We start from the raw sequence: 21,011 nt of genomic DNA, 5'->3' as shown, positions 1-21,011 counted from the left end.
TCGGCGCTGGAGTTCAGGCAGGTGATCACGACGCACGGCCGGACACGGCGGTGGAGGCGAAGTGATCGCCGAGCAGCCTCATGACCTCGGTCTGCTGATCGGTGAGATAGAAGTGCCCGCCCGGCAGGACCTGTAGGTCGAATCCGCCCCTGGTGTGATCCTCCCAGGCCAGGGCTTCCTCGAGGGAGGTCTTCGGGTCCTCGTCCCCCACGATCGCGGTCACGGGGGAGCTCAGCACCGCCCCCGGCTCACAGCGATAGGTCTCGATCGCCCGGTAGTCGCAGCGCAGTGCCGGCAGGACCATCCGCAGCATCTCCTCGTCGCCGAGGACTCTGGTGTCCGTACCGCTGAGCGCCTTCAACTCGGCGACGATCCCGTCGTCGTCGCGCTGGTGCACGTTCTCGTCGCGGTAACGGGAGGGCGCCCGGCGCCCGGACGCGAACAGCCGCAGCGGCGCCACGCCTTGGTCCTCCAGGCGCAGGGCGACCTCGAACGCCACCAGTGCACCCATGCTGTGGCCGAAGAAGGTCAACGGCCGGTCGGTCCAGGGCCGGAGGGCGTCGACGACGTTATCGGCCAGCTCACCGATCGTGTCGATGCCTGCTTCCCTGCGCCGGTCCTGCCGGCCCGGGTACTGCACGGCGAGTACGTCCACGGCTGGGCTGAGCGCGGAGGCCACCGGGAAGTAGAAGCTCGCCGAGCCCCCGGCGTGGGGAAAGCAGACCAGGCGGTCGCCCGCGTCAGGAGCCGGATGGAAGCGCCGGCACCACAGACCCTCGTCCACAGAGGATGAACTCATGGGGCTGATCCGTCCTTTCCAGTAGACCGGCGCCTCGGAGTCGGTACGAAGCGGGCGACGGTTGTCCCGAGCCGATCGGGAGATGCGGGCTGTTGCCCTGGACATATCCAGGCAGTGCGGGCTCCGCGGCGCAAGGGCTGTCAGCAGGATGCGGGGGAAGTCTGGTCATTTCCCCCGTACTTCACGGGCGGTCTTCGACTTCGGTGGTCCGCTCCGCGGGCGCAACCTAGTCTCACCCCTGGCCAAGCACGGCGAGTGGCTGCTCTGCGCCGAAGTCTCGCGAGGTCAACCACCACAGGTGCACCGACGGGAGACTGCGATGATCGACGAGCTGCTGCCCGACTCGGCCTCCGTGGCGGAGCTCTTCGGCGACCCGCCGGCCGGAGCGCTTCTGAGCCAAGAGGAGTCCTTCGTCTCTCGCGCGGTTGACAAGCGCAAACGGGAGTTCGCGGCAGGCCGCTGGTGCGCCCGCCGGGCAATGGCCGGGATCGGCGTGCCGCCCGCACCGATCCTGCCGGGGCCGCGTGGGGAACCGCGGTGGCCGTCCGGAGTCTTGGGGGCCATAACCCACTGTGACGGGTACGCCGCCGCCGTCGTGGCGCGGCAGGGGGACGTGCTCTCTCTGGGTGCCGACGCGGAGCCCGCGAGTCCACTGCCGGACGGGATCCTGGAGGCCGTGGCGCTGCCCGGGGAGCGTGCCGGGCTTCTCCGGTGCCGCCGCCGCGAACCGTCGTTGCCCTGGGACCGGCTCCTGTTCAGTGCCAAGGAGTCCGTGTACAAGGCGTGGTTCCCGATGACCGGGCGTCCGCTGGAGTTCGAGGACGCGTTCATCACCTTCGACCCGGACGGCGGGACCTTCACCGCACAGCTGCTGGTGCCCGGATGGCGGCTCGGTGACTCCGTGCTGACCGGATTCGAGGGGCGCTGGGCCGTGCGGGCGGGCCTGGTCATGACGGCAGTCGCCGTACCCTCCGATCGCTCACGCACGGCGCACGGAGCCGGGATCGCGATGGGGGCACGGCGCTGACAGTCTGCACACCCTGACGCCGACGGCCCACGTGGCGCAGCCGTCGGCGACATGGTCCCGCGGTCGGGGCGTTACTGTGCCGCCCGCCCGGCGCCGAAGAACGTACCGAGACCCCGGCGCCCGGACACCCCGAGCTTGCGGTACACGGATGTCAGATGCAGCTCCACCGTGCGCTGGGTCACGAACAGTTCTTCGGCGATTTCCCGGTTGGTCTCGCCGGCGGCGGCCAGTTGAGCCACCTGGGCTTCGCTCGGGGTCAGCGACTCCACGCCGCTCGACGTGACGGTGCGCGGTCGGGCACCGGTGGTCAGCAGCGCGTCATTGGCCTCGGCGCGTAGCACTGCGGCGCCGATCGAATAGGCCAGATCGAGCCCCTGGCGGAGCGTCTCTCGCGCCGCCTCGGTGCGTCCGCACGCATGGAGCGCAGAGCCGTAATCGACCAGCACGTGGGCCCGTTCGAGCCGCGCGGGGGAATCCTCGAGGACGGACAGCGCTTCCTCGAGGAGGGGCAGTTTCCCGGGGCCACTCTCCGTTTCCGCGAGGAGCCGCAGACCGGCGCCGAGCGCGTCGGTCAGGTTCCCCTTCCGGGCTCGCGCCACTGCGGTCTCGGCGAGCTCCCGGGCGGGTGCGAGGGCCCCAAGCGCTAGGTGCGCACGGCCTGCCCAGGCCCACCAGGACGAGACGGCAGGGCTCGTCCGGGTCCACTGGTGCTGTCGTCTGCCTGCCTCCAGGAGGTACACCAGCGCCGCCTGCGGTTCGTGGTGGGCGAGCCGCAGCCGTCCCCTCGCACACAGGAACTCGTTCCACTGCCAGGTGTCCAGGCTCGTCGGCGGGAATTCCTGTGCGGCCGCCGCATCGGCAGCCGCGAGGTCACCGGAATCGATCAGCGCGTGTATCTGCGTCGCGATGGGCAGCGCCAGTGTGCGGCCCCAGGTTTCGGGCGGTACCACGTTCAGCGCCGATCTAGTGGCCGCCACCGAGTCGGACAGCGCGCCCACCCGGTACAGCGCCTCGGCCCGCAACGCCAGGCACAGGCCGTACAGCTGGCGCTGGCTCTCCCGGGTGCTGTCGATGACCCGCTTGTAGGCGGCATCCGCCTCGTCCGACAGGCCCGCGTACAGCAACGCCGTCGCCGCCGTGGCCAGGAAGAACGGCGAGTCGATGCCGGGCACGCTGCGCTCCAGCATCCGGCGGGCCGCGGCAGCCGACTCCTCCGCCCGCTCCTCACGTACGGCGCTGAGGCCGGCCCCGGCGGCGATCAGGGCCCGTTGACCCGGGGAGTCGCCGGGCAGGCTGATGTCGAAGGGGTACTCCTTCAGCGTCGCTCCGAAGCTCTGCAGGTCCTCCGCAGAGGCCAACAGCCGCTGCCCCTCCAGAAGCCGCTGCAGATCGCCCGTGACGTCGCGGACCGTCGGCGCCTGCTCGGCGAGCAGGCGCACCGCCTGGAGGGACTGCTCACTGCGGATCAGGCCGCTGGCCAGCGAGGTGAGCACGAAGAAACGCGGAAGCGGTTCGTTCACGTACTCCAGAGCCGACTGGAGATGCCGGACACTGGCCTGAGGGTCCACTCCCGCCTCGGCCAGCCCCAGTTCCACGAGTACGGAGGCGTCCTCGGGCACCTGCACCTGCTCACGCAGGCAGTGCCGCAGCAGATCCACGGCCAGTGCGGGGGCGCCGCGGAACGACGCCTCGCGGGCGGCCTCCCGTAGCACGGTGACCGCCCATTCCTCGGTGGCCGGCAGCGCGGTCATCAGGAGGTGTCCGGCCACCTGCTCGGCGCGCGCGCCCACGTCCAGCATCAAGCGGGCGGCGCGCTGGTGCGCCTCCGCGCGCTCCTCGGGCGGTATGTCCGCCACGATGACTTCCCGTATCAGGCCGTGGTTGAAGGACCATGTCCGGCCGTCGTCGACCTCCGAGACCAGGCCGTTGGACTGCAGTGCCTGCATCGCGGCGAAGTGGGTCGCGTCATCGAGCCCGGCCAGCCGTGCGCATACCTCCGTCATGGCCTCGTCACCCATGACGGCCATCGCGCGGGCTGCGGCCACGGCGGACTCGGGCTGTCGCCGCAGGACGGACCGGACCGCCTCGTTGAAGAACGCACCGTCGTGGGTGGTGACGTACTCCAGGCCGCCGACGCTCGGCGGCTCGCCGCCGAGCCGCAAAACGGTCAGCAGGGAGTGGACGAGCAGGGGGTTGCCGCCGGTGATCGCCAGACACGCGTCGTGGAACTCGTCGTCCGCCTCGTGGTCGAAGACGGTCTTCACCAGGTGGGCGACCCCGTCGGCGGTCAACGGACCGGGCCGCAGGATCCGGCAGAGCGGCTGTCCGGCGATGTCGTCGAGGAGCGCGGCGTCGGTCGCCTCGTCGCCGGTGCGCCGGGACAGGGCCAGCAGGATGGGGAGCCCTTCGATCCGCCGTGCGAGGTGGGTCAGGAAGCGCAGCGAGGCCAGATCGGCACAGTGCGCGTCGTCAACGACGATGACGATCGGCGCATCGTCCGCCAGGTTGCAGGTGAACCAGTACAGCCCGTGCAGAACGGCATACGACACATCCTCGGTCAGGGGCATGACATTCCCCTGCAGGGCTTGACTGCTGAGCGCCAGCGCGGCCGTACGGGCACTGCCGGCCAGCAGACGTGCCAGCTGTGGTTCGTCGAGTGTGACGAGCAGCGGCTCGAAGAGCTGCCGCACCACGCCGAAGGGGAAGTCGCGCTCCAGGGCGTCGCAGCGTGCTTCCAGCACGCGCAGGCCTTCGATGTGAGGCGCGGACGTCAGGCTGCGCAGCAGCAGACTCTTGCCTATGCCGACGGAGCCCTCCAGCAGGGCGATACCGCCTGACCCTGCGCGGGCGTTCTGCAAGAGGGAGGAGAGGGCGGATATTTCCAGCTCGCGGTTGACGAGAGTCAACTGGTCCCGCTGGCATTCGAACGTTCCGATCGGCATCCCGTCGGTCATCGGGAGTCTCCTGTCCGCTACTGCGCCCGGCACGGCCGTGCCCGGCGGTCCGCCGGATGGCAAGCGTGGCCCGTCCGGTCAATTCGGGCCCGCGCGTTCTCTGTTCTGCCGGCTGGAGCGCAAGGTGCTGAATGCCGGCAGCAAGGGGTGGGGCCCCGCGCGGGGACACCCGTATGCCCGTAGCCCGGGGCAAGGCCGCTCTGTACTGTGCCGAGGTCATCCGGGCCTAGCCGGTACCAGCCACGCCGGGGTCACCCCCGTGTGCGGCCTCGAGCCGCGGCAGGTCGGCGCGGTCCCGTACGTAGCGGCGTACGGAGGCGGCCTGGCGTGTTTCCGGGAAGACTTCGGCGCGGTACGTCACATCAGCCGGGCGCCGCGGCCGGTCGGAATTCGCCAGGAAGAGCAGTCCGGCGAGGCATGCGCCCCGCGGGGACAGGTCTGCACCCCGCACTTCTTCCGGCACCTGACGATGTATATCGGTCATGAAAGGCGCCCCCCATCAACATCGTGCGCCACATCTGATACGACCTTAGCCGGATCCCCCGGTCGACAGTGGGCCATGTGCACAGCGGAAACCGGACACACTGTGTCGACGGCACATTTGCTCTGCCACCAGAGGTGTCATTCGGCGCAGCACCGAAGTGGTGGTGGTGCGTATCGCTGCAGATGGCCTGAAATACGGATTAGAAAAGGGGCTGATGGCCGCGCATTCTTCGCTCTTCAGCGGTGCTCCCCGTAGATCCTTCAGCGTAACGCCCCATCTGGCCTGGCCTGAAGACGCCGCCGACAACAACGCCGAACGGTGTGGGCGGTTCCTTGACGCTCGGATGCGCGTGCCGGCAAATCCCGCAGAACGGTCCCCGGCGTTGCCACCTGCGGCAAGCACCGCATGGGTGCTACCGCCCGCGGCCGGGATCGCCACCTGCCGTTGAATCCTCGGCTGAGCTGACGTGGCATCAATTTGTCAGTGAATGGCGGAGATGCGCTGAAGCCGGTGGGTTCTCAGGTGTTCAGCAGCGTGTAGCACGCCACATGGAGGGCGAGCCGCTGATCGGGCGACTCGAGGTCCACCCCGCAGGCCCGGATACGCTCGATCCTGCCGAGCATGGTGTTGCGGTGCAGGCCGAGCCTGGCAGCGGCCTGGCCGGTCGAGCCCCCGCAGTCCAGCAGGGTCGCCAGCGTGGTGATGAGGACATCCGCCTTCGGGTCCGCGATCAGATCGGCGAGCAGCACCCGCGCCGCCGTCGCGACATCCGCCACCGGCAGGCAGGCCAGGACCGCGCGGGGGCCCAGATCGGCGTACAACTCGATGGGTCCGCCACCCAGCTGCCCGGCCGCTGCCGCGGCCAGCTCCGCCTCGCCCACGGAGCGCCGGATACCGTCCATGCCCTCGCCGACCCGGCCGATGCCGACAGCCAGGCGGATGGGGACGCGGGCCGAGGCCCATTTCCGCCTGACCTGCTCCGCGACCTCACGCGGCTCCATCCCCTCATCGGTGAACCAGGCCACCCAGCGGTTCCCTCTAGGCACGATCGGTGCGTACGGGAAAGCCTCCTGCCAGGCCGCGACCACCACCGGGACGGCCGCTTCGAAGGCGGACACGTCCGGATCGGCGGGCCGCAGGGCCACGGCGACATGGTTCCCCTCGACGCGCCATCCCGCTTCGCGGGCCAGCTGTTCGGGGTCGTTCGTCCCGTCATCCCCGAAAGGCGTCATGGCACCGTTCGCGCCGGGCACCGAGTGGGAACCCCGCAGCAGCGTCTCCAGCAGCAGGCGGTCCTTGCTCGCCTGCTGCGCGAGGGAGAGCCGCAGCCCGGCGACGGAGGCGACCAGCGGGGCCCGCGCAAGGCGCAGGATCGTCTCGACCGTCTCCACCCAGGACGGGGACCAGGCGGCGAGCTGTGCCACGAGAGCCGCCCAGGGGCGCCCGTCGGGACCGGGCACCGCGACCCGTACCCGGTACGCCTCGTTGTCCGCCCGGCCGGCGGCCGACCGCCCGGCGAGTACATGCCCGTCCTCGGTGACCAGTGCGGCGCTCACCCCCGGCACCTCCGTGTTGATCACTCCGACGATGTCCCGAAGACGCGCGTGCTCGCCGAAGAGCACGGCGCAGCGCGCCATCAGGCGGGCCCGCGCAGCTTCGGTGTCCGCGATTGCCGCCGCCAGCTCCAGCGCCTGCTGCGCCGGGTCGGCCACGGTGAAGAGGGGAATCCGCAGCCGCTCGGCGAGCTGGATCGTCGAGCTGGTCACAGCGATCTCCGCAGGGGCCACGACGCACGAGGCGTTCCGTTCCCAGGCGTGGCGCAGCACCGACTCAAGCGCCCAGATGCCGTGCGCCGCCGCCGGGTGCACAACCAGCGCCGTGTTCGGCTCGCACCGCTGCGCCTTCTCCAGCTCGGATATCAGGCTCACTCCGGTCACCGGCCGGTCCTGGTGGCGAGTGGCGAAGGAGCCTGCCCGGGCCAAGGGGCCGCAGCGCACCAGCTCCGCCACGGTCAGCGGCTCGGACGAGCGGGTGCGGTTCACCGCGGATCATCCTCGGTGGGGTGACGTACCGGGATGCCGAACGCGCGCGGTCCGGCCAGAGCGAGCCCGGCGGGCGTATGCCACATCGGCGCCGCGGGTACCACGAGTACGTCCACATCATCGGCAACGGCCACCCACTCCAGGCCGACAATACGCAGCTTCTGACGGTCGAACAGGCACAGGTGATCCGGCACCGCGGCAGCGACCGCCCCGTCTGTCAGCGCGAGCAGTAGCTCGTTCTGCGCCTCGAGGCGGACGATCCGGTCGGTCCCGCCATGCTCGGCCACCACGATGGTGCTCGGCATGGACGGGTAGTGACGCGTGCCCTCCGATCGGCTGGCGCGCCCGATTTCCACGACCCGGCCGCTTGCCAGCACGCCCGCACCCACCGTCCGGGCCAGGTCGCCGAGCAGCGTCCGGCGGTCGGAAACCGCGGTCAGGAGCTTGCCGACCCGCATGAGCCGACTGGTGGACCCCACGATGGCGGACCGGCTCAACTGCCCGGCGGTCGCGGGGTACATGGCGCAGATCATGAAACCGCCCGAGGCATCCACGACACCGCGCAGCAGCGGATCCGCCCGAACCGAGCCGGTCTCCAGCACTACCACGTCGCCGGTCTGGCTCACCGCTGCGAGCGGTGTGACGGGAAGCCCTGCGAGCGCGTACGTCGTCTGGTGGATCAGCGGCAGGATCCGCCCCATACCGTCGCAGTCGACCAGCGGAAGCCCCAGCGCGGCCGCCGCGGCGATGGGGAAGAGGGCGTTGGGCCCGGCCGCGTTGAGTGACACCAAGGCGTCTATCCTGCGGCCGACACGCGCCTCCAGGGCTCGTACCACCAACACGAACTCGTCACCGCATGGGGGGAGTTCGATCAGCGGGGCGAATCCCCCGACCGCGCCCACCGAGGCACACAGGGCGTCGGGCGGGAGGTCGTCGATGTCGACCAGCGACACCGGGCCGTGCCGCTGGAGCAGCTCCTCGACACAGACCGTGACCCCGTCCACGCCTGCCGCGCCCGTGGCCGAGCACATCAGCTGGTTGCCCGCCACCATGGCCGGCAGATCCTCGGCCGATATCCGCACCGGTTTCGCCGGATCGACCGCCGTGTCGTCGTTCACCGCTCGCCCTTCGGTTCGGGCCTGCTGCTCGCACGTACTTGCAGGCGGTAGAGGTTGGCGCGGAGGTAGCCGACCACCGTGGCCGCCGATCTGACGATGCGCTCGCTTCCCGGACTGGCGCCGTTCGCCGCGACCAGGGTGCGCGCCTGCTGCTCGGCCCGTGTCTGCAACTGATCGAGCTCCTCGGTGCCCTGGACCGCGACCAGCAGGTCGAGCCAGGCGCCCGGTTCCGTGCAGGCAGCGCCGACGGCCCTGAGGTCGGCGCCCGGATCCACCAGGACCGGCACCTTCTCCGCGGCCCTGTGGATCTCTTGCGCGACGTGCGACCAGCCCTCGTCGAGCACGGCCACCACATCCGTCGTACGGCGGCTGTGGTCGTTGAGCAGGGTGGCGACGGCGGACGCCCCGTCCACCCGGCTCGCGGTGAGTACGGGCTGCGGCGCGGACATCCGCACCCCGAGGGGCCCCGCGAGGTCGGACTCCACATGAGGCAGGCCCTCGCGTATCTGCCCCATGGCGACGCCCGACGCGCCGGTCAGCACCACCAGCGCGTCCGCGCTGCCGGACAGTGTGGCCGCTCCGATCAGCGCGGTCGCGCCGCTCGCGGTCAGTCCGGAGACGGGGGACCGGCGCAGCCGTTCGGCGGGCACCCGGCCGCCGTCCCCCGTGGCGAACCAGCAGGACGTCCGGCCGGAGCCGAGCGACTTTGTGGCGCGCTCGCTCCGGCCGACCAGCTCCTCGGCCACATTCAGCAGCGCGGCGTTGACCACCGTCGTCGCCTCGCGCTCGAGCAGCCCCAGCCCTCCGCCCTCGTGCGACAGGCACAGCCGCATGTCGGGGCAGCGCTCCAGCAGCCGGGCCGCGACGGCTTCTTCGTGGGTGGCCAGTGCGGCTGCCCCCGTCGCGGTGATCGCCAGTGTGGTCAGCCCCGCCGACCGGGCGTTGTCCGCGCACCGGTCGGCAGCCGCCAGATCGAGTTCGGCGAGTTCGTTGCCGAACAGGTCGTGCCCTCCGATGACGGTGTCACGCCAGGCGACCAGTGCCCCCACCAGCGGCGCAGGATGTCTGCCGGCTCCCGGGAGGCTGCGGCGGGGCACAACCCGCACCGCTGCCACCGGCTGGGCCCGCAGGCGGCGTATCACCGTTGCGGAGTCGGAGCGCGGCAGGGTGCCGGCCCCCGCAGCCTGTTCGAGGGAGGCTTTGAATACGGCGGAGACATCCCAGGTGACCGAGTCGACGACGGCCGGAGCCGCAGCGCTCAGTTCGTGAAGCAGGGTCGCAAGCGGCTCCGTCCAGACCGTGGCGAGCGGAACCGAGGCCGAGGCGAGGACGTGCTCCTCGTCCACGAGCGCGGCATGTGCCCGCGAGGGAGTCAGCCGGATCCCGATGCGCATGCGGTCTCCCAGGCGTTCTCGGCGGGCGGACGGGGGCGATCCCACCACATCCTGCCCGAGGAGCGCCGAAAGGGGGATGGCCTGGACGCAAGCGTCCATCGAGGGCACCTGCTTGTCGGGAGCCGATATCGAGAAGCGGCCGCCTGTGCGCTGTCCGAGCCGCACACCGACCCCGCGAGGATTGGGCCGTCCTCGCGGAGCCGGGTGCGCCTCCGGCCGGATATGTACGGTGCCGGCCTTGCCGCCGTCCTCGCTGCTCCCGGCCGCCGGAGGGGGGTGTGCGGACCATGAGCAGCCGCGTCAGCGGCATCCCCATCTTCGCCGGACTCCCTCTGGGGAAAACCCCACACACGGGAGCGGTCTACTGGTGGGGACGGTGCACAGCGGTGCCGTCGCCGGCTCGTCGCGGCCGGCGCGGTCGGCCGCGCGCGATGTGCCGCGGCCTAGGGGCGGGCCGCCGCCGGGCGTTGTGCGGGGGTGTCCGGCCTGCGACCGCGCCGGTTGTCCGCGTCCTTGACGAACTCGGAGATGACCCGGGGCGGCCAACTGCCGACCGTGAGCATGCCCATGGAGTGCGCCCGCGCGACCAGCGCGGCGCGGTTGGGCGCTTTGAGCCTGCGCAACATCAGGCCGACGTGGTACTCCACGCCCTGCCTGCTGAGGTAGAGCCGGGCGGCGAGCTGCACGGTGGAGGCGCCGCTCGCGACGCCCTCGAGTATCTGTGCGTCGAGCTGGGTGAGCAGCTGCCTGCGCTGGGCCGGCGCGTCGTCCTGGCCGGCGAGGGACACCGACTCGTCGTCGGGCCGGATGACCACGACGAACGACGGTGCCTGTTCGGACTCGCTCTGCACTGCTACGCCGGTGAGTTCGCCCGAGAAGGGCGCCGCCTCGCTCCGGATCCCCACCATCCGCTCCACGAACCGTGCGCGGCGTCCCTCGGCCAGGCGGGTGAAGTGCCGGTTGAGCAGCCCGGGAGCGCTGGGATGCAGCAGCGTGTAGAGGCTGCGGCCGCACATTTCGGCGGCGTCATGGCCGAAGAGCCGGAGAAAGTCCGCGTCGGCGGCAACGATCGCCAGCGAGGCGTCGAGGCTGGCCATGCAGGCCCGCTGATGCTCGGGGGAGCGCCGTCCCACCCCGAGGGTGGGCTGGTCGGGCGCGGCGGCGGTGTGGGGGACTGCGGCGTGAGGGGCCGCCGCAGGGGTCATCGGGTCCGCGTAATGCTGGGTCAAGGGAGCTACCGTCTTTCTGCGGTCGGCACACCAGGGAAATCTGACAGATCGGATGAGGCATTTTGACCGTCTCCGCTTCCTCAATATCTGGAGCGAAGTGCCTTTCTGTGCAGTGGTATTCCGCGGACCAGAGCGTAGGAACGTCGCGTCCCGAGAGTCAACGCGACATGTGCTAATGAGCAAAACACTGTGGTGTCTCGGTGCGATGGTTCGGTACCCGTTGCGGGGTTGGGTGCGGTGGTTCGGTGTCAATACGGTGGAGTAGCAATAACTCGTTGTTGCGACTGGATTACGGGAGCGAGCCGACGCTTCGAAGTGAAGCCTGCGGTACCGCAAAGGGAGGCGCGCGCACGGCTGCAGCGCGTAGTGGGATACCACGCCCGATGCGATTACTCACTGGTCAGTAAGTTGCCAACCGCTCAGTAAGATTACTCACCGGTCAGTAAGGGGTGGCCGTCCAGGGAGAGTCGGACTACTGGTCGAGTTCCCGCAATGAAGCAGCGAGAACTGCCCGTCCTTTGATTGACATCTTTCGGTAACAATTCGTCAGATGCTTTTCCACGGCCCGGCAGGTGATGTTCAGGTCGTCGGCGATCACCTGGTTCGTCAGCCCCGAGGCGGCCAGCTCGGCGACCTTCCGCTCCGCCGGGGTCAGTTGACCGCGCGTGGCTCGGGTACTCGGCATTGCCTCGGCGAGCCGCGCCTCCGTGCGGCGGGCCAGCCAGGGGGCGTCACACTCGACCGCTTCCGCATGCGCACGGTCCAGAGCCGCCCTGCCACGGACGTCGGCCGGGCCGCACCGCTCGCCGAATTCCAGCAGCGCCAGGCACAGTTCGTAGCGGTTGGCGGACAGGTCCAGCACGTCAACCGCCTCCAGCAGCAGTTCCCTGCTCCCCGGGCCATCGACGATCCGGCTGTGCACGCGCAGAGCCCGGCCGAGAGCCGCCGGCGCGCCCCAGACACGGGCCTGTTCCAGCTCCTGGGAACTCAGCTCGGCGGCATGCTTCAGGTCGCCGAGGCGCAGGTGCACGAGCGCGGCGGACGATGCCCAGGGGAGCAGCACGGGATTACGCCAACCGCACTGTTCAAGACGGTGACCGACGTCGAGGAAGTGGGAGAGGGCCGTGCTCAGATCGCCCTGCCGGCCTGCGCTCTTCGCCCTCAGCATGGTGAGCGCCGACCACAGGTACGGTTCCTCCGCGGCCCGGTACCTGCCCGCGAGCAGCCACTCGGCGAGCTTGGAGTCCTGGGTATGGATCGCGACCGAGGCGAGGGCGATCGCCGAAACGGTGAAGACCTCCTTGTGCTCCGCCCCCGCCAGGTCGTAGGCCGCGAGCGCCCGCTCCTTGGCCTCCGTGACACGGCCGCGGGCCAGTGAGACGAGCGCCTGCTCAGCGCCGATCAGCGCCTGTTCCAGGGGCGTTTGCCGCCCGGCCGCGTTCTGCTGGGCCGCGTCGAGCCAGGAACCGAGGGTCTCGATGGAGTCCGCCGCCACGAGGTTCGTCACCAACATGGGCAACGTGGTGTGCACATACGCGGGGAAGGCCGGCTCCCGTTCCAGGATGCGGTTCGCCAGCCGCGCCACCTCCTGCGCGGGCAACGCGTTGGCGAATGTCGCGGCCCCGAGCAGCGTCGCCAGTAATTCCCGCTCGGCCCGGGTGCCGGTGCTCGGCTCGGGGCCCAGACCGACGAGACGGGCCACGGAATCGGCCAGCTGCACCGGGACCGACAGGGCCGATTGCCTGATACGGGCCTCGAGGCGCAGCGCCAGCTCACGGTCGGGCCCGCGCATCCGGTCGGGTCCCAGAGCGTCCGCCACCTCGCGCAGCAGTTCATGGATGGGCCGCACCGTGGAGGAGAACGCGGTCGGCGCCAACCGCACCACGGCCTGGGCGCGCTCCACCGGTTCATCGAGCAGCGTTACAGCCTGCGCTATGTGGCGTACGGATGCGGAGGGGGCGAAACTCCGCTCCGACGTGCCCAGATCGACCAGCAGCTTCGCCCGGTCGCTGCCCGGTGGGCTGACCAGCAGCGCCCGCCGCAGATAGCGGGCGGCGGCCTCGGGTGCGCCCCTGCTCTGCGCGGAGTAGGCCGCTGAGCGCAGCACCTCGATGGCCCAGGCGTACGTGGGTGCGGTGAGGGCCATGAGATGCTTCGCCACCTGCTCGGGCGGGCGGCCTGCCCGGTGCAGCAACTCGGCCGCGAGCGCGTGCATGGCGGTCCGTTCCGCCAGGGGCATGCCCTCTTCCACGGCCTCCTGCACGACGGGGTGTACGAATCGGGGGCGCCGCCGGTGGGTCATCAGGCCGAGCGACGAAAGGTGCCGGAGGGCTTGATCCCGCCCGACCGTGTCCAGCTCGGCCAGCCTGCTCAGCAGCTCGGGGTCCGCGTCGTCGCCGAGTACGGCTATGGTCCGCGCCATTCGCCTGACCTGCTCCGACTGCGCGTCCAGGCGCAGCAGTAGCCGGTGCCGCAGCGGTGAGGGCCGGAGCGCGGCGGCGGCTTGCGCATGCTCCGCGGTCGGATGGAGGCCCCGGGACGCGGCGTCCGCCAGAAGGGACCCGAGGAACAGGGGGTTGCCGCCGGAGGCCGCGTGGCAGGCCATGACGAACGCCTCTTCCGCCTCTTCCCGGTAGTGCTGCCGGATCAGCTCGCGAGAGTTGTCGAGAGTGAAGTTCTTTGGGCGCAAGGCGTGCGTGGCGTACCCGATGACTCCCTGGACGGCTGGATGCTCGGTGAGCGTGTCGCCCTGGCGAACAGCACAGACGAGCAGGACCGGCATGGAGGCCAGCCGCCCGCCCAGGTGCCGCAACCAGTGGAGGGTCGCGGGATCCGCCCACTGCAGTTCGTCGACGAGCATGAGAATCGGCCGGTCGCGACCGATGTTCTCGATGAGCGCGGTGAGGCCGCCCAGGACGGTCTTGTCCGGATCCGCGCCGCCGAGCCAGCCGGCATCGAGGGCTGTGCGAGCGTGGCGCGCCGGCCCCGAGGTCCAGCGAGCCAACGCCTCCCGTGAGGCGTGCCGCAGTGCCGGTTCGAGGAGCTGGCGGGCCACCCCGAGGGAGAAGTCACGCTCCATCGGCGCCGCGCTCGCCCGCAGGCGCACGAACCCCTGAGCTGCACCGAGTTCGCCGATGGCGTCGAGGAGGGCTGATCTGCCGATGCCCAGCGGGCCGCTGACCAGCATCAGAGCGCCCCGCCCGGTCCGCGCGGTACACACGGCGGCGGCCGCCAGGCCCAGCTCGGCCTCCCGGTCCAGCAACATCAGGTTCAGATCCCTCCAGGCCGCGAGGTGATGTCGCAGCGGTGCATGCGGAGCGTGTCTACCCTGTGTGCGCAGTGTGGAGACGGTGGGAGGGCGGCGCAAGTCCGTTGTATTGAATGCCGCACCGGGGCGCACGAAATCCACAGGGCGCGCAGGGATACGGGCATGGCACCGCGATGGTGCCCGCACGGCTCGCAGATGGGGCTGGAAAGAAGGAACTGCGGATAGCCAAGTCCCTTGGCGCTACCCACTGGTTCACCAGTCAAATAGAGTTTGCTGTGCGGGGTTTTCTTCACTCTCCGCGACAAGGCTGTCCACGTGGTTCGGCGAAGCCCGCTGGAGGGGTGGCGAACTCTTCGTGAGGGCGTCAATCGAAGAGCTGCCCTTCCGGTCTCGGAAGGGGCACACGAAACGCCCAACGGCATGGCTTCCAGGGAGGGTTGAGGGGCGTCCAGCATGAATTTCTCGTGGGGATTCATACTTGGTGATGCCCCGGCTCCGGGCGGCGCCTGCGTACCGCGGATCACGCGGTAACAGCAATCAGAAATCCGGCTTCGGGACTACTGAGGTGTAAACGATGTGCCCCATGATGCGCACGGAACTCGTGTGCGGTGCAACGCTCTTGAGGAAGATCTGAGGATCCGCTTTTGCCGGGAGGGCAGTCGGCGGCTTGCGGTCGGTCCGCGCGGGCACGCTGAGGGGTGGGAACGGGCGGTCGCATCCTCAAGGCCCTCGGACTCCTGTCTGGCTGTCTGACAAGTTCAGGGAGTCATCGTGGAACCTGGGGCGGGAGGTGTCAAGCGCATCGCCAAGCAGCGTCGGAGCGAGGGGTGCGGAACCGGTGCCGCAGAGCGGCCGGCTGCCCCGGCTCGAGGTCTGCCGCAAGGCGTCAGGTCCAGGGAAAACCCCAGTGCAAACGCCCGCAGAATCGGGTCAACTCGCAGACATCTTCGATCCCGCCACGCGGACCGCGCCCTGGCCGGCGTCGGACGGCCTCGCACGGTCGAAGAACGCAAGGAGCGCACATGACTTCGGCAGGCCAGGACAACCCAGTACCGGAACGGAGCAGCGACACCACCGCTTCCCCGGGCGGGACGTTCGGGCGGACCATCCTGTTCGACGTGGTGCTTCCGGTCGGGCTGTACTACATCCTGCGTGCGGCGGGCCTGAGCGAGTTGGTCTCCCTGCTCCTCAGCGGAGCGCCGCCCGCGCTGCACACCGTGCATACGATGGTGAGGCACCGCAAGGTGGACACCATCGGGCTGTTCGTCCTTACCGTCGTGGTCGCCGCCGCCGTCGGCTCGCTGATCAGTGGCGACCTGCGTCTGGCGCTCGCCCGGAGCGGCTGGATCACCGGCCTGGCCGCGCTGTGGATGCTCGCCACCCTGACCTTCAAACGGCCCTTCACCTACCGTGCTCTGGAAGCGCTTGTGCCCGGAAGGGCGCAACTCCTCGACCGGTTGTGGTGCACCACTCCGCTCTTCCGCAGGGTGTGGCGGGGACTGACCTGGCTGTGGGGCCTGGGGCTGATCGTGGATGCCGTGCTACGCGTCGTCTTCGCGTACACCCTGCCCGTCGACACCGTTCCGGCGCTCGACGGAGCCCTGTACGGCGTCACCTATGTCGTCCTGCAGGTGATCACGCAGATCGTCCTGGCGCGGACAGGTACTCTGCGGATGATCTTCGGGGAAGCGGGCGAGGACGAGCCCGACCGCGCTCACGATGCCGGCAGTGACGCGTAGTACGGCAGGTAGGCGTCCAGCATCCGCTCCAGGTATCCGGTGCCGACGCGTTCCACGCCAAAGCCCGGTACGAGCTTCTCCAGCTGCTGCGTCGACACCGGTGTGCGCACCACGTTTCCCTGAGCCGGCACCTGCACCCGCCGGGGGGAGAGGCCGAGACGCTCCTCGATGCCGTCCACGAGCCGGACCACCGGCACCGGTGTACCGGACACCACGTTCACGGTGTCGCCTTCTGCGCCGTCCTCCAGCAGCCGCCCGATCACGTACACCAGATCGCGGACGTCCAGCAGATCGCGGTAAGCGCTCTCGTAAACCGAGACGGAACCCGACTGCACCTGCCGGGTCATCGCGGGCAACAGCTGATGGGCGCGCTGGTGACGGCCCACCAGATGGCTGACCCGAAGGATCAGATGCGGCACCCGGGCCGACCGGATGCTGGACTCGAGCGCCAGCTTGTGCCGCCCGTACGTCGTCGGCGGGAAGAGCGGCCCGTCCTCAGCGGCCGGCTCGTGCTGTGACCCGTACATCGCGAACGAGGCCGTGGAGAAGAACAGCAGCATGCGGCGTTCCTCCCGGCACCGCCGCAGCTCCTTGTACAGCAGTGCCGCCTCGCGGTCGAACTCCTCCGCCGCCGTCACCGAGGTGCTCGACACCCCGGCCGCGAATGCGGAGACCTCGGGAAATCTCCCTGAGAACGCCTCGGAGAGGTGCCGGGCCAAGAACCCTCTGCCGACGATGTCCATCGCTACTCCTCTCCTTCGACAGTGACGTGTACAGCCCGCTCTCGGATCGCGTCCACCAGCTCCATCGTGGCCACCGCCCCCGCATGCCAGGCCGCCTCCCCGGGCGAGGTGCCACCGCCGGTGCGTACGGCCGCAGCGAACGACGAGAGGCAGCGGGCGAGTTGGTCGGCCGGCCCCAGCCGAAACGTCTCCTCGTGATCCTGTTCCTCGAGCACCACCGAGGGCTGAAAGGACGCGGGCGGGGTGAATGCGCGGTCCACGGTGATCCGGGCGCGGCTGCCCCACAGCGTGTACCGCGAGCCGTAAGCGTGCTCGAAGCCGAAGGTGAGGCTCGCCAGCACCCCGGACGGGGAGTACACCAGCGCCTCTCCCGAGAGATCGAGCCCGTCAGAGGGCCGCACCCGCAGCGCTGCCCCTGCCACGCCGAGACCCGGGCCGAGCATCGACAGTGCGGCGCGCAGCGGGTATACCCCGACGTCGAGCAGCGCCCCGCCGCCCAATTCCGGCACATAGCGGATGTCCGACGCCGGGAGCGGCGGGATGCAGAACGAGCTGCTGAAACCGCGCAGTTCGCCCAGCCTGCCCGAAGCCACCATGTCGCGGACGGTGTCATGCTGCGGATGGTGCAGGAACATGAAGTTCTCCCGAAGCACCAGTCCGCGGGCCTCGGCGAGCCGCACCAGTTCGTACGCCTCGTCCGCCGTCGTGGCGATCGGCTTCTCGACCAGGACGTGCTTGCCCGCCGCCAGGGCCCTCGCGGTCCACTCGGGGTGCGTGGAAGTGGGCGTGGAGACATACACGGCGTCGATGTCGGCGCGGCCGAGCAGCGCCTCGGCATCGGCATCGGCACAACTGCCGAACGGGTCGGCGAAGCTCCGGGCCTTCGCATGGCTGCGCCCGGCCACCGCGACCAGGTCGATGTCCTCGTTCGCGGCCATCGCCGGCAGCACACGCCGCCGGGCGATGGACGACGTACCGAGGACGCCGAACCGGACCGGCACGGCTACAGCAGCGTCCTCATACCCACGACCAGGGTCCTGGCCTGCACGTTCAAATGGTGGCTGTACTTCAGAAGTTCGTTGATCTGGCACAACGTCACCCAACGGAAGTCCTCGGGAGTGGCGGTCGGGAAGTCCTCGTCCACTTCGGTGATCAGGTAGCGGTTCTGGGCGTGGTGGAAGCGGCCTCCCTCCTCCGACAGCACGGCATCGAAAAGCGTCCGCTCCGGACGGCGGTCCAGTACGGCATCCAGATACCTGGGGCGGTCCTCGGACGGAAGATGGGCGTAGCTCTCCGGGGTGCACTGCACGGTAGGGCCGAGCTCCACCACATCGAGGAACCCCGGCTCGACCCGTGCACTGAGCAGGGCGTGCGGTACGCCGCGGATCCGCTTCACCAACAGCGCGGCCACCCCCAGCCCGTGCGGTTCGAGCAGTGGCTGCGACCAGGCAGGAACCTCGCGCCGGTGCGAGCTGACATCGACAGCGACGATGCTGAAGAAACGCCCGCTCTCGTGCGAGATCGCCTTCTCCGAGCGGTGCCAGCCCTCCGTCTCCCGCAGGGGCAGCGGCTCGGTGGTGATCTGGCGCGTGGCTCGCCGCCCGGTGACCCAGCTGCGGATCTCCGTGTCGGAGTGCAGGCCGGCACCGGCTCCCGCCGTCCCCGAGTCGGCCCGCCAGTCGGGGAAGCAGGACAGCACCGTACGGGCATCCATGTTGACCAGATCGGGGTGGCGCAGGAGCGCGCCGAGCTGTCCCAGAGTGAGCCAGCAGAAGTCCTCGCCCGCCTCGACCTCGGGGCCCACCTCGACCACCATGTTGCGGTTGCGCTTCCGGAAGAACCACGAACCCTGTTCCGACTGGAGCACATCGGCCACGACCCGCAGCGGATCGGGGTCGATGAAACAGTCCAGGTACGGGACGGCGGAACCGCCGTGCACCCGGGTGTAGTTGCTCTTGGTGGCCTGCACCGTGGGGGAGAGCTGTACCGCGTTGACGTTCCCCGGCTCCGGCTTGGCCTGCATCAGACAGTGCAGCACTCCGTCGATTTCGCGGACCGCGATGCCGAGTATGCCGATCTCCGGTTGGTGGATGATCGGTTGGCACCATTCGCGGACCCACCCGTAGTCGGAGCGGACCCGGATGCCTTCGACAGAGAAGAAACGCCCGCTGTCGTGCCGCAGGTTTCCGGTTGCGGGATCGAAGTTCCAGCCCTGCAGTTCATCGAAGTTGATGCGGGTGACGCGGAGCGCATGTTTGCGCTGTCGCTCCTCGAACCAGGCGTGGAACGCCTCGTTGCTCATCACCTCGCCTCCCGTGGCCAGGGCGGAGGCGGCCAGTCGGGAGGACAGCGAGGCAGCCGGGTGGGACGACAGTGCGGAGCCGGGTGTGCGCAACAACTCCGCTGCCCTGTCCATATGCATCGCTGTGCCTCTCCGTGCCGGCGTGTGTACGGCAGTTGGACTGCCGCCCTCTCCCGTTGCAGCCTGCACCGGGGTGCACCGGCATTCACCTAGTCTCTGCGCCTTGTCCGCCGACGGCCGCGCGGCTATGGAGCCGAGCGGTTTCCCGGTGGTCTGGGGGCGCAAGACCCCCGGGCCGGGGCCGCGTATCCGGTCTGGAAGCCCTGTTCAGGGCCGTGCGGAAAGTGTCTCCGCCCCGCCTAGGAGTTCCCCTAGAGCCTGCCTTCGACCCCCTTTTCGAAGCCGGCGCTGTGGAACGGTGACGTCAAGCCGTGACCGTGTGTCGCTTCGGGTGTTGGGAGTGCGATTGATGAACGGGTCGGAAACCGCGGGCTCCACGATTCCATCGCCGCACGCTGAACCGATCGCTGTCATCGGCCTGTCCTGCCGCTTGCCCGGGGCGGGCGACCCTGCTGCATTCTGGGAACTCCTCCGCGAAGGCAGGAGCGCCATCACCGAAGCGCCCCCGGACCGGTGGACCGCCGAACTCCTCGCACAAACCGGGGTTTCCGAGCCCGCACGAGGTGGGTTCCTCGACGACGTCGCCGCGTTCGACGCCGGATTCTTCGGGGTGTCACCGCGCGAGGCGCAGGCGATGGACCCACAGCAACGACTCGCCCTCGAACTCGGCTGGGAGGCCCTGGAGAACGCCCGCATCCGGCCGGAGCAGCTCAACGGCCGCCGGGCCGGGGTGTACATCGGAGCCACCGTCGAGGACTACGCCATACTCGTGCACCAACAGGGCACCGAGGCGCTCGACCACCACACGCCGACCGGCCTCAACCGCGGACTCATCGCCAACCGCCTCTCCTACTTTCTCGGTCTGCGCGGGCCCAGTATGATCCTGGACACCGCCCAGTCCTCGTCGCTCGTCGCGGTCCAGACGGCGTGCGACAGCCTGCGCCGCGGAGACTGCGAAGTCGCCCTCGCGGGTGGTGTGCACCTCAACCTCGTACCCGAGACCACCATCGCCATGGCCCGGCTCGGCGCGCTGAGCCCGGACGGCCTCTGCCATACGTTCGACGCCCGGGCCAACGGGTTCGTACGCGGCGAGGGCGGCGGTCTTGTCGTCCTCAAACCGCTCGCCAAGGCGCTGGAGGACGGTGACCACATCCGCTGCGTGATCCGCGGCGGAGCGGTCAACAACGACGGCGGTGGGGACGGCCTCACCACTCCGGACGTCTCCGCGCAGGAGGAAGTGCTGCGCCTGGCCTGCGAACGCGCCGGTATCCGGCACGGCGACGTCGACTACGTCGAGCTGCACGGCACCGGCACCAAGGTCGGCGACCCCGTCGAGGCGGCATCGCTCGGCGCCGCTCTGGGCACCGACCCGCGACGGAGCGCCCCGCTGCGGGTGGGGTCGGTGAAGACGAACATCGGCCACCTGGAGGGCGCCGCCGGGATCGCGGGGCTGCTGAAGGTGGTGCTGTGCGTGGAGAACGGCCGGCTCGTGCCGAGCCTGAACTACGCGGCGCCCAACCCCGACATCCCGCTCGACAGGCTGAACCTGCGCGTGCAGACGGAGTCGGGCGAGTGGCCGACGGGGGAGGGGCGGCCGCTCGTGGCGGGCGTGTCCTCGTTCGGCATGGGAGGAACGAACGCGCATCTGATTGTGGAGCGAGCGGGGTCGACGGAGCAGGCTGACGAGGGGGAGTCTGCGTCGTCGTCGGGTGTTGTGGTGCCGTGGGTGGTTTCTGGGCGTTCTGTTGAGGCGTTGGTGTCTCAGGCGGCTCGGTTGGCGTCGTGTGTGGAG

14 protein-coding genes are annotated in these 21,011 nt (G+C 69.8%); 3 read left to right on the top strand and 11 right to left on the bottom strand.

Annotated elements, in window-relative coordinates:
* Positions 1-25: 25 nt before the first annotated feature.
* Positions 26-799 (bottom strand): thioesterase II family protein, encoded by a 774-nt coding sequence (locus ACZ3H8_RS37315; protein ID WP_467409379.1) that lies wholly within the window; start codon positions 797-799, stop codon positions 26-28.
* Positions 800-1,118: 319 nt separating this feature from the next.
* Here ACZ3H8_RS37315 and ACZ3H8_RS37310 point away from each other — a divergent pair, with 319 nt between their 5' ends.
* Positions 1,119-1,826 carry a 4'-phosphopantetheinyl transferase family protein gene (locus ACZ3H8_RS37310; protein ID WP_467409377.1) on the top strand — a complete coding sequence of 236 codons (708 nt, stop codon included), beginning with the start codon at positions 1,119-1,121 and terminating at the stop codon, positions 1,824-1,826.
* 71 nt (positions 1,827-1,897) lie between these two features.
* Here the strand turns inward: ACZ3H8_RS37310 and ACZ3H8_RS37305 are convergent, their stop codons facing one another.
* The 7 genes from ACZ3H8_RS37305 to ACZ3H8_RS37275 all read right to left on the bottom strand — a co-directional run bounded on the left by ACZ3H8_RS37305 (position 1,898) and on the right by ACZ3H8_RS37275 (position 14,312).
* On the bottom strand, positions 1,898-4,780 hold the full coding sequence (locus tag ACZ3H8_RS37305) for an ATP-binding protein (protein WP_467409374.1): 2,883 nt from the start codon (positions 4,778-4,780) through the stop codon (positions 1,898-1,900).
* Between the two features lie 226 nt (positions 4,781-5,006).
* On the bottom strand, positions 5,007-5,264 hold the full coding sequence (locus ACZ3H8_RS37300; RefSeq protein WP_467409373.1) for a hypothetical protein: 258 nt from the start codon (positions 5,262-5,264) through the stop codon (positions 5,007-5,009).
* 518 nt (positions 5,265-5,782) lie between these two features.
* On the bottom strand, positions 5,783-7,306 hold the full coding sequence (locus ACZ3H8_RS37295) for a PucR family transcriptional regulator (protein WP_467409371.1): 1,524 nt from the start codon (positions 7,304-7,306) through the stop codon (positions 5,783-5,785).
* A complete protein-coding gene (locus ACZ3H8_RS37290; RefSeq protein ID WP_467409369.1) occupies positions 7,303-8,424 on the bottom strand; it encodes a DUF917 domain-containing protein in 1,122 nt (373 codons plus the stop codon). The genes ACZ3H8_RS37295 and ACZ3H8_RS37290 overlap by 4 nt, the downstream gene beginning before the upstream one ends.
* On the bottom strand, positions 8,421-9,818 hold the full coding sequence (locus tag ACZ3H8_RS37285) for a hypothetical protein (protein WP_467409368.1): 1,398 nt from the start codon (positions 9,816-9,818) through the stop codon (positions 8,421-8,423). Before ACZ3H8_RS37285 ends, ACZ3H8_RS37290 begins: the two co-directional genes overlap by 4 nt.
* Before the next feature lie 443 nt (positions 9,819-10,261).
* Positions 10,262-11,047, bottom strand: coding sequence for a LuxR C-terminal-related transcriptional regulator (locus tag ACZ3H8_RS37280; RefSeq protein ID WP_467409366.1), 786 nt, complete (start codon positions 11,045-11,047; stop codon positions 10,262-10,264).
* 472 nt (positions 11,048-11,519) lie between these two features.
* The gene (locus ACZ3H8_RS37275) at positions 11,520-14,312 is read right to left on the bottom strand and encodes a helix-turn-helix transcriptional regulator (protein WP_467409365.1); all 2,793 of its coding nucleotides are present in this window, start codon (positions 14,310-14,312) and stop codon (positions 11,520-11,522) included.
* Between the two features lie 1,025 nt (positions 14,313-15,337).
* On the opposite strand from ACZ3H8_RS37275, the gene ACZ3H8_RS37270 reads away from it, so the two are divergent.
* Positions 15,338-16,054, top strand: a complete 717-nt coding sequence (locus ACZ3H8_RS37270; protein WP_467409364.1) for a VC0807 family protein — start codon at positions 15,338-15,340, stop codon at positions 16,052-16,054.
* Here the strand turns inward: ACZ3H8_RS37270 and ACZ3H8_RS37265 are convergent.
* Genes ACZ3H8_RS37265 through ACZ3H8_RS37255 form a run of 3 tightly spaced genes read right to left on the bottom strand, consistent with a single transcriptional unit; the run spans position 16,030 to position 19,213 of the window.
* Complete coding sequence (locus tag ACZ3H8_RS37265; protein ID WP_467409362.1) at positions 16,030-16,797, bottom strand: NAD-dependent epimerase/dehydratase family protein; 768 nt, start codon at positions 16,795-16,797, stop codon at positions 16,030-16,032. The two genes, ACZ3H8_RS37270 and ACZ3H8_RS37265, sit on opposite strands and share 25 nt — an antisense overlap.
* Positions 16,798-16,799: 2 nt before the next feature.
* A complete protein-coding gene (locus tag ACZ3H8_RS37260; RefSeq protein ID WP_467409360.1) occupies positions 16,800-17,798 on the bottom strand; it encodes a Gfo/Idh/MocA family protein in 999 nt (332 codons plus the stop codon).
* Positions 17,799-17,800: 2 nt separating this feature from the next.
* The gene (locus ACZ3H8_RS37255) at positions 17,801-19,213 is read right to left on the bottom strand and encodes an NDP-hexose 2,3-dehydratase family protein (RefSeq protein WP_467409358.1); all 1,413 of its coding nucleotides are present in this window, start codon (positions 19,211-19,213) and stop codon (positions 17,801-17,803) included.
* Positions 19,214-19,568: 355 nt separating this feature from the next.
* On the opposite strand from ACZ3H8_RS37255, the gene ACZ3H8_RS37250 reads away from it, so the two are divergent.
* Positions 19,569-21,011: type I polyketide synthase (locus tag ACZ3H8_RS37250; protein WP_467409357.1), on the top strand; the 1,443-nt coding region annotated here is incomplete at its 3' end.

This window comes from Streptomyces sp. NPDC002868 (assembly GCF_055563295.1).
The sequence above is the reverse complement of the archived record's forward strand: the minus strand, read 5'-3'. Positions and strand labels throughout refer to the sequence as shown.

Excerpts from the sequence above, each read along its gene's own strand:
- ACZ3H8_RS37315 (WP_467409379.1), bottom strand. The coding sequence starts at position 799 with ATGAGTTCATCCTCTGTGGACGAGGGTCTGTGGTGCCGGCGCTTCCAT.
- ACZ3H8_RS37310 (WP_467409377.1), top strand. The coding sequence starts at position 1,119 with ATGATCGACGAGCTGCTGCCCGACTCGGCCTCCGTGGCGGAGCTCTTC.
- ACZ3H8_RS37305 (WP_467409374.1), bottom strand. The coding sequence starts at position 4,780 with ATGACCGACGGGATGCCGATCGGAACGTTCGAATGCCAGCGGGACCAG.
- ACZ3H8_RS37300 (WP_467409373.1), bottom strand. The coding sequence starts at position 5,264 with ATGACCGATATACATCGTCAGGTGCCGGAAGAAGTGCGGGGTGCAGAC.
- ACZ3H8_RS37285 (WP_467409368.1), bottom strand. The coding sequence starts at position 9,818 with ATGCGCATCGGGATCCGGCTGACTCCCTCGCGGGCACATGCCGCGCTC.
- ACZ3H8_RS37275 (WP_467409365.1), bottom strand. The coding sequence starts at position 14,312 with ATGTTGCTGGACCGGGAGGCCGAGCTGGGCCTGGCGGCCGCCGCCGTG.
- ACZ3H8_RS37270 (WP_467409364.1), top strand. The coding sequence starts at position 15,338 with ATGACTTCGGCAGGCCAGGACAACCCAGTACCGGAACGGAGCAGCGAC.
- ACZ3H8_RS37265 (WP_467409362.1), bottom strand. The coding sequence starts at position 16,797 with ATGGACATCGTCGGCAGAGGGTTCTTGGCCCGGCACCTCTCCGAGGCG.
- ACZ3H8_RS37255 (WP_467409358.1), bottom strand. The coding sequence starts at position 19,213 with ATGGACAGGGCAGCGGAGTTGTTGCGCACACCCGGCTCCGCACTGTCG.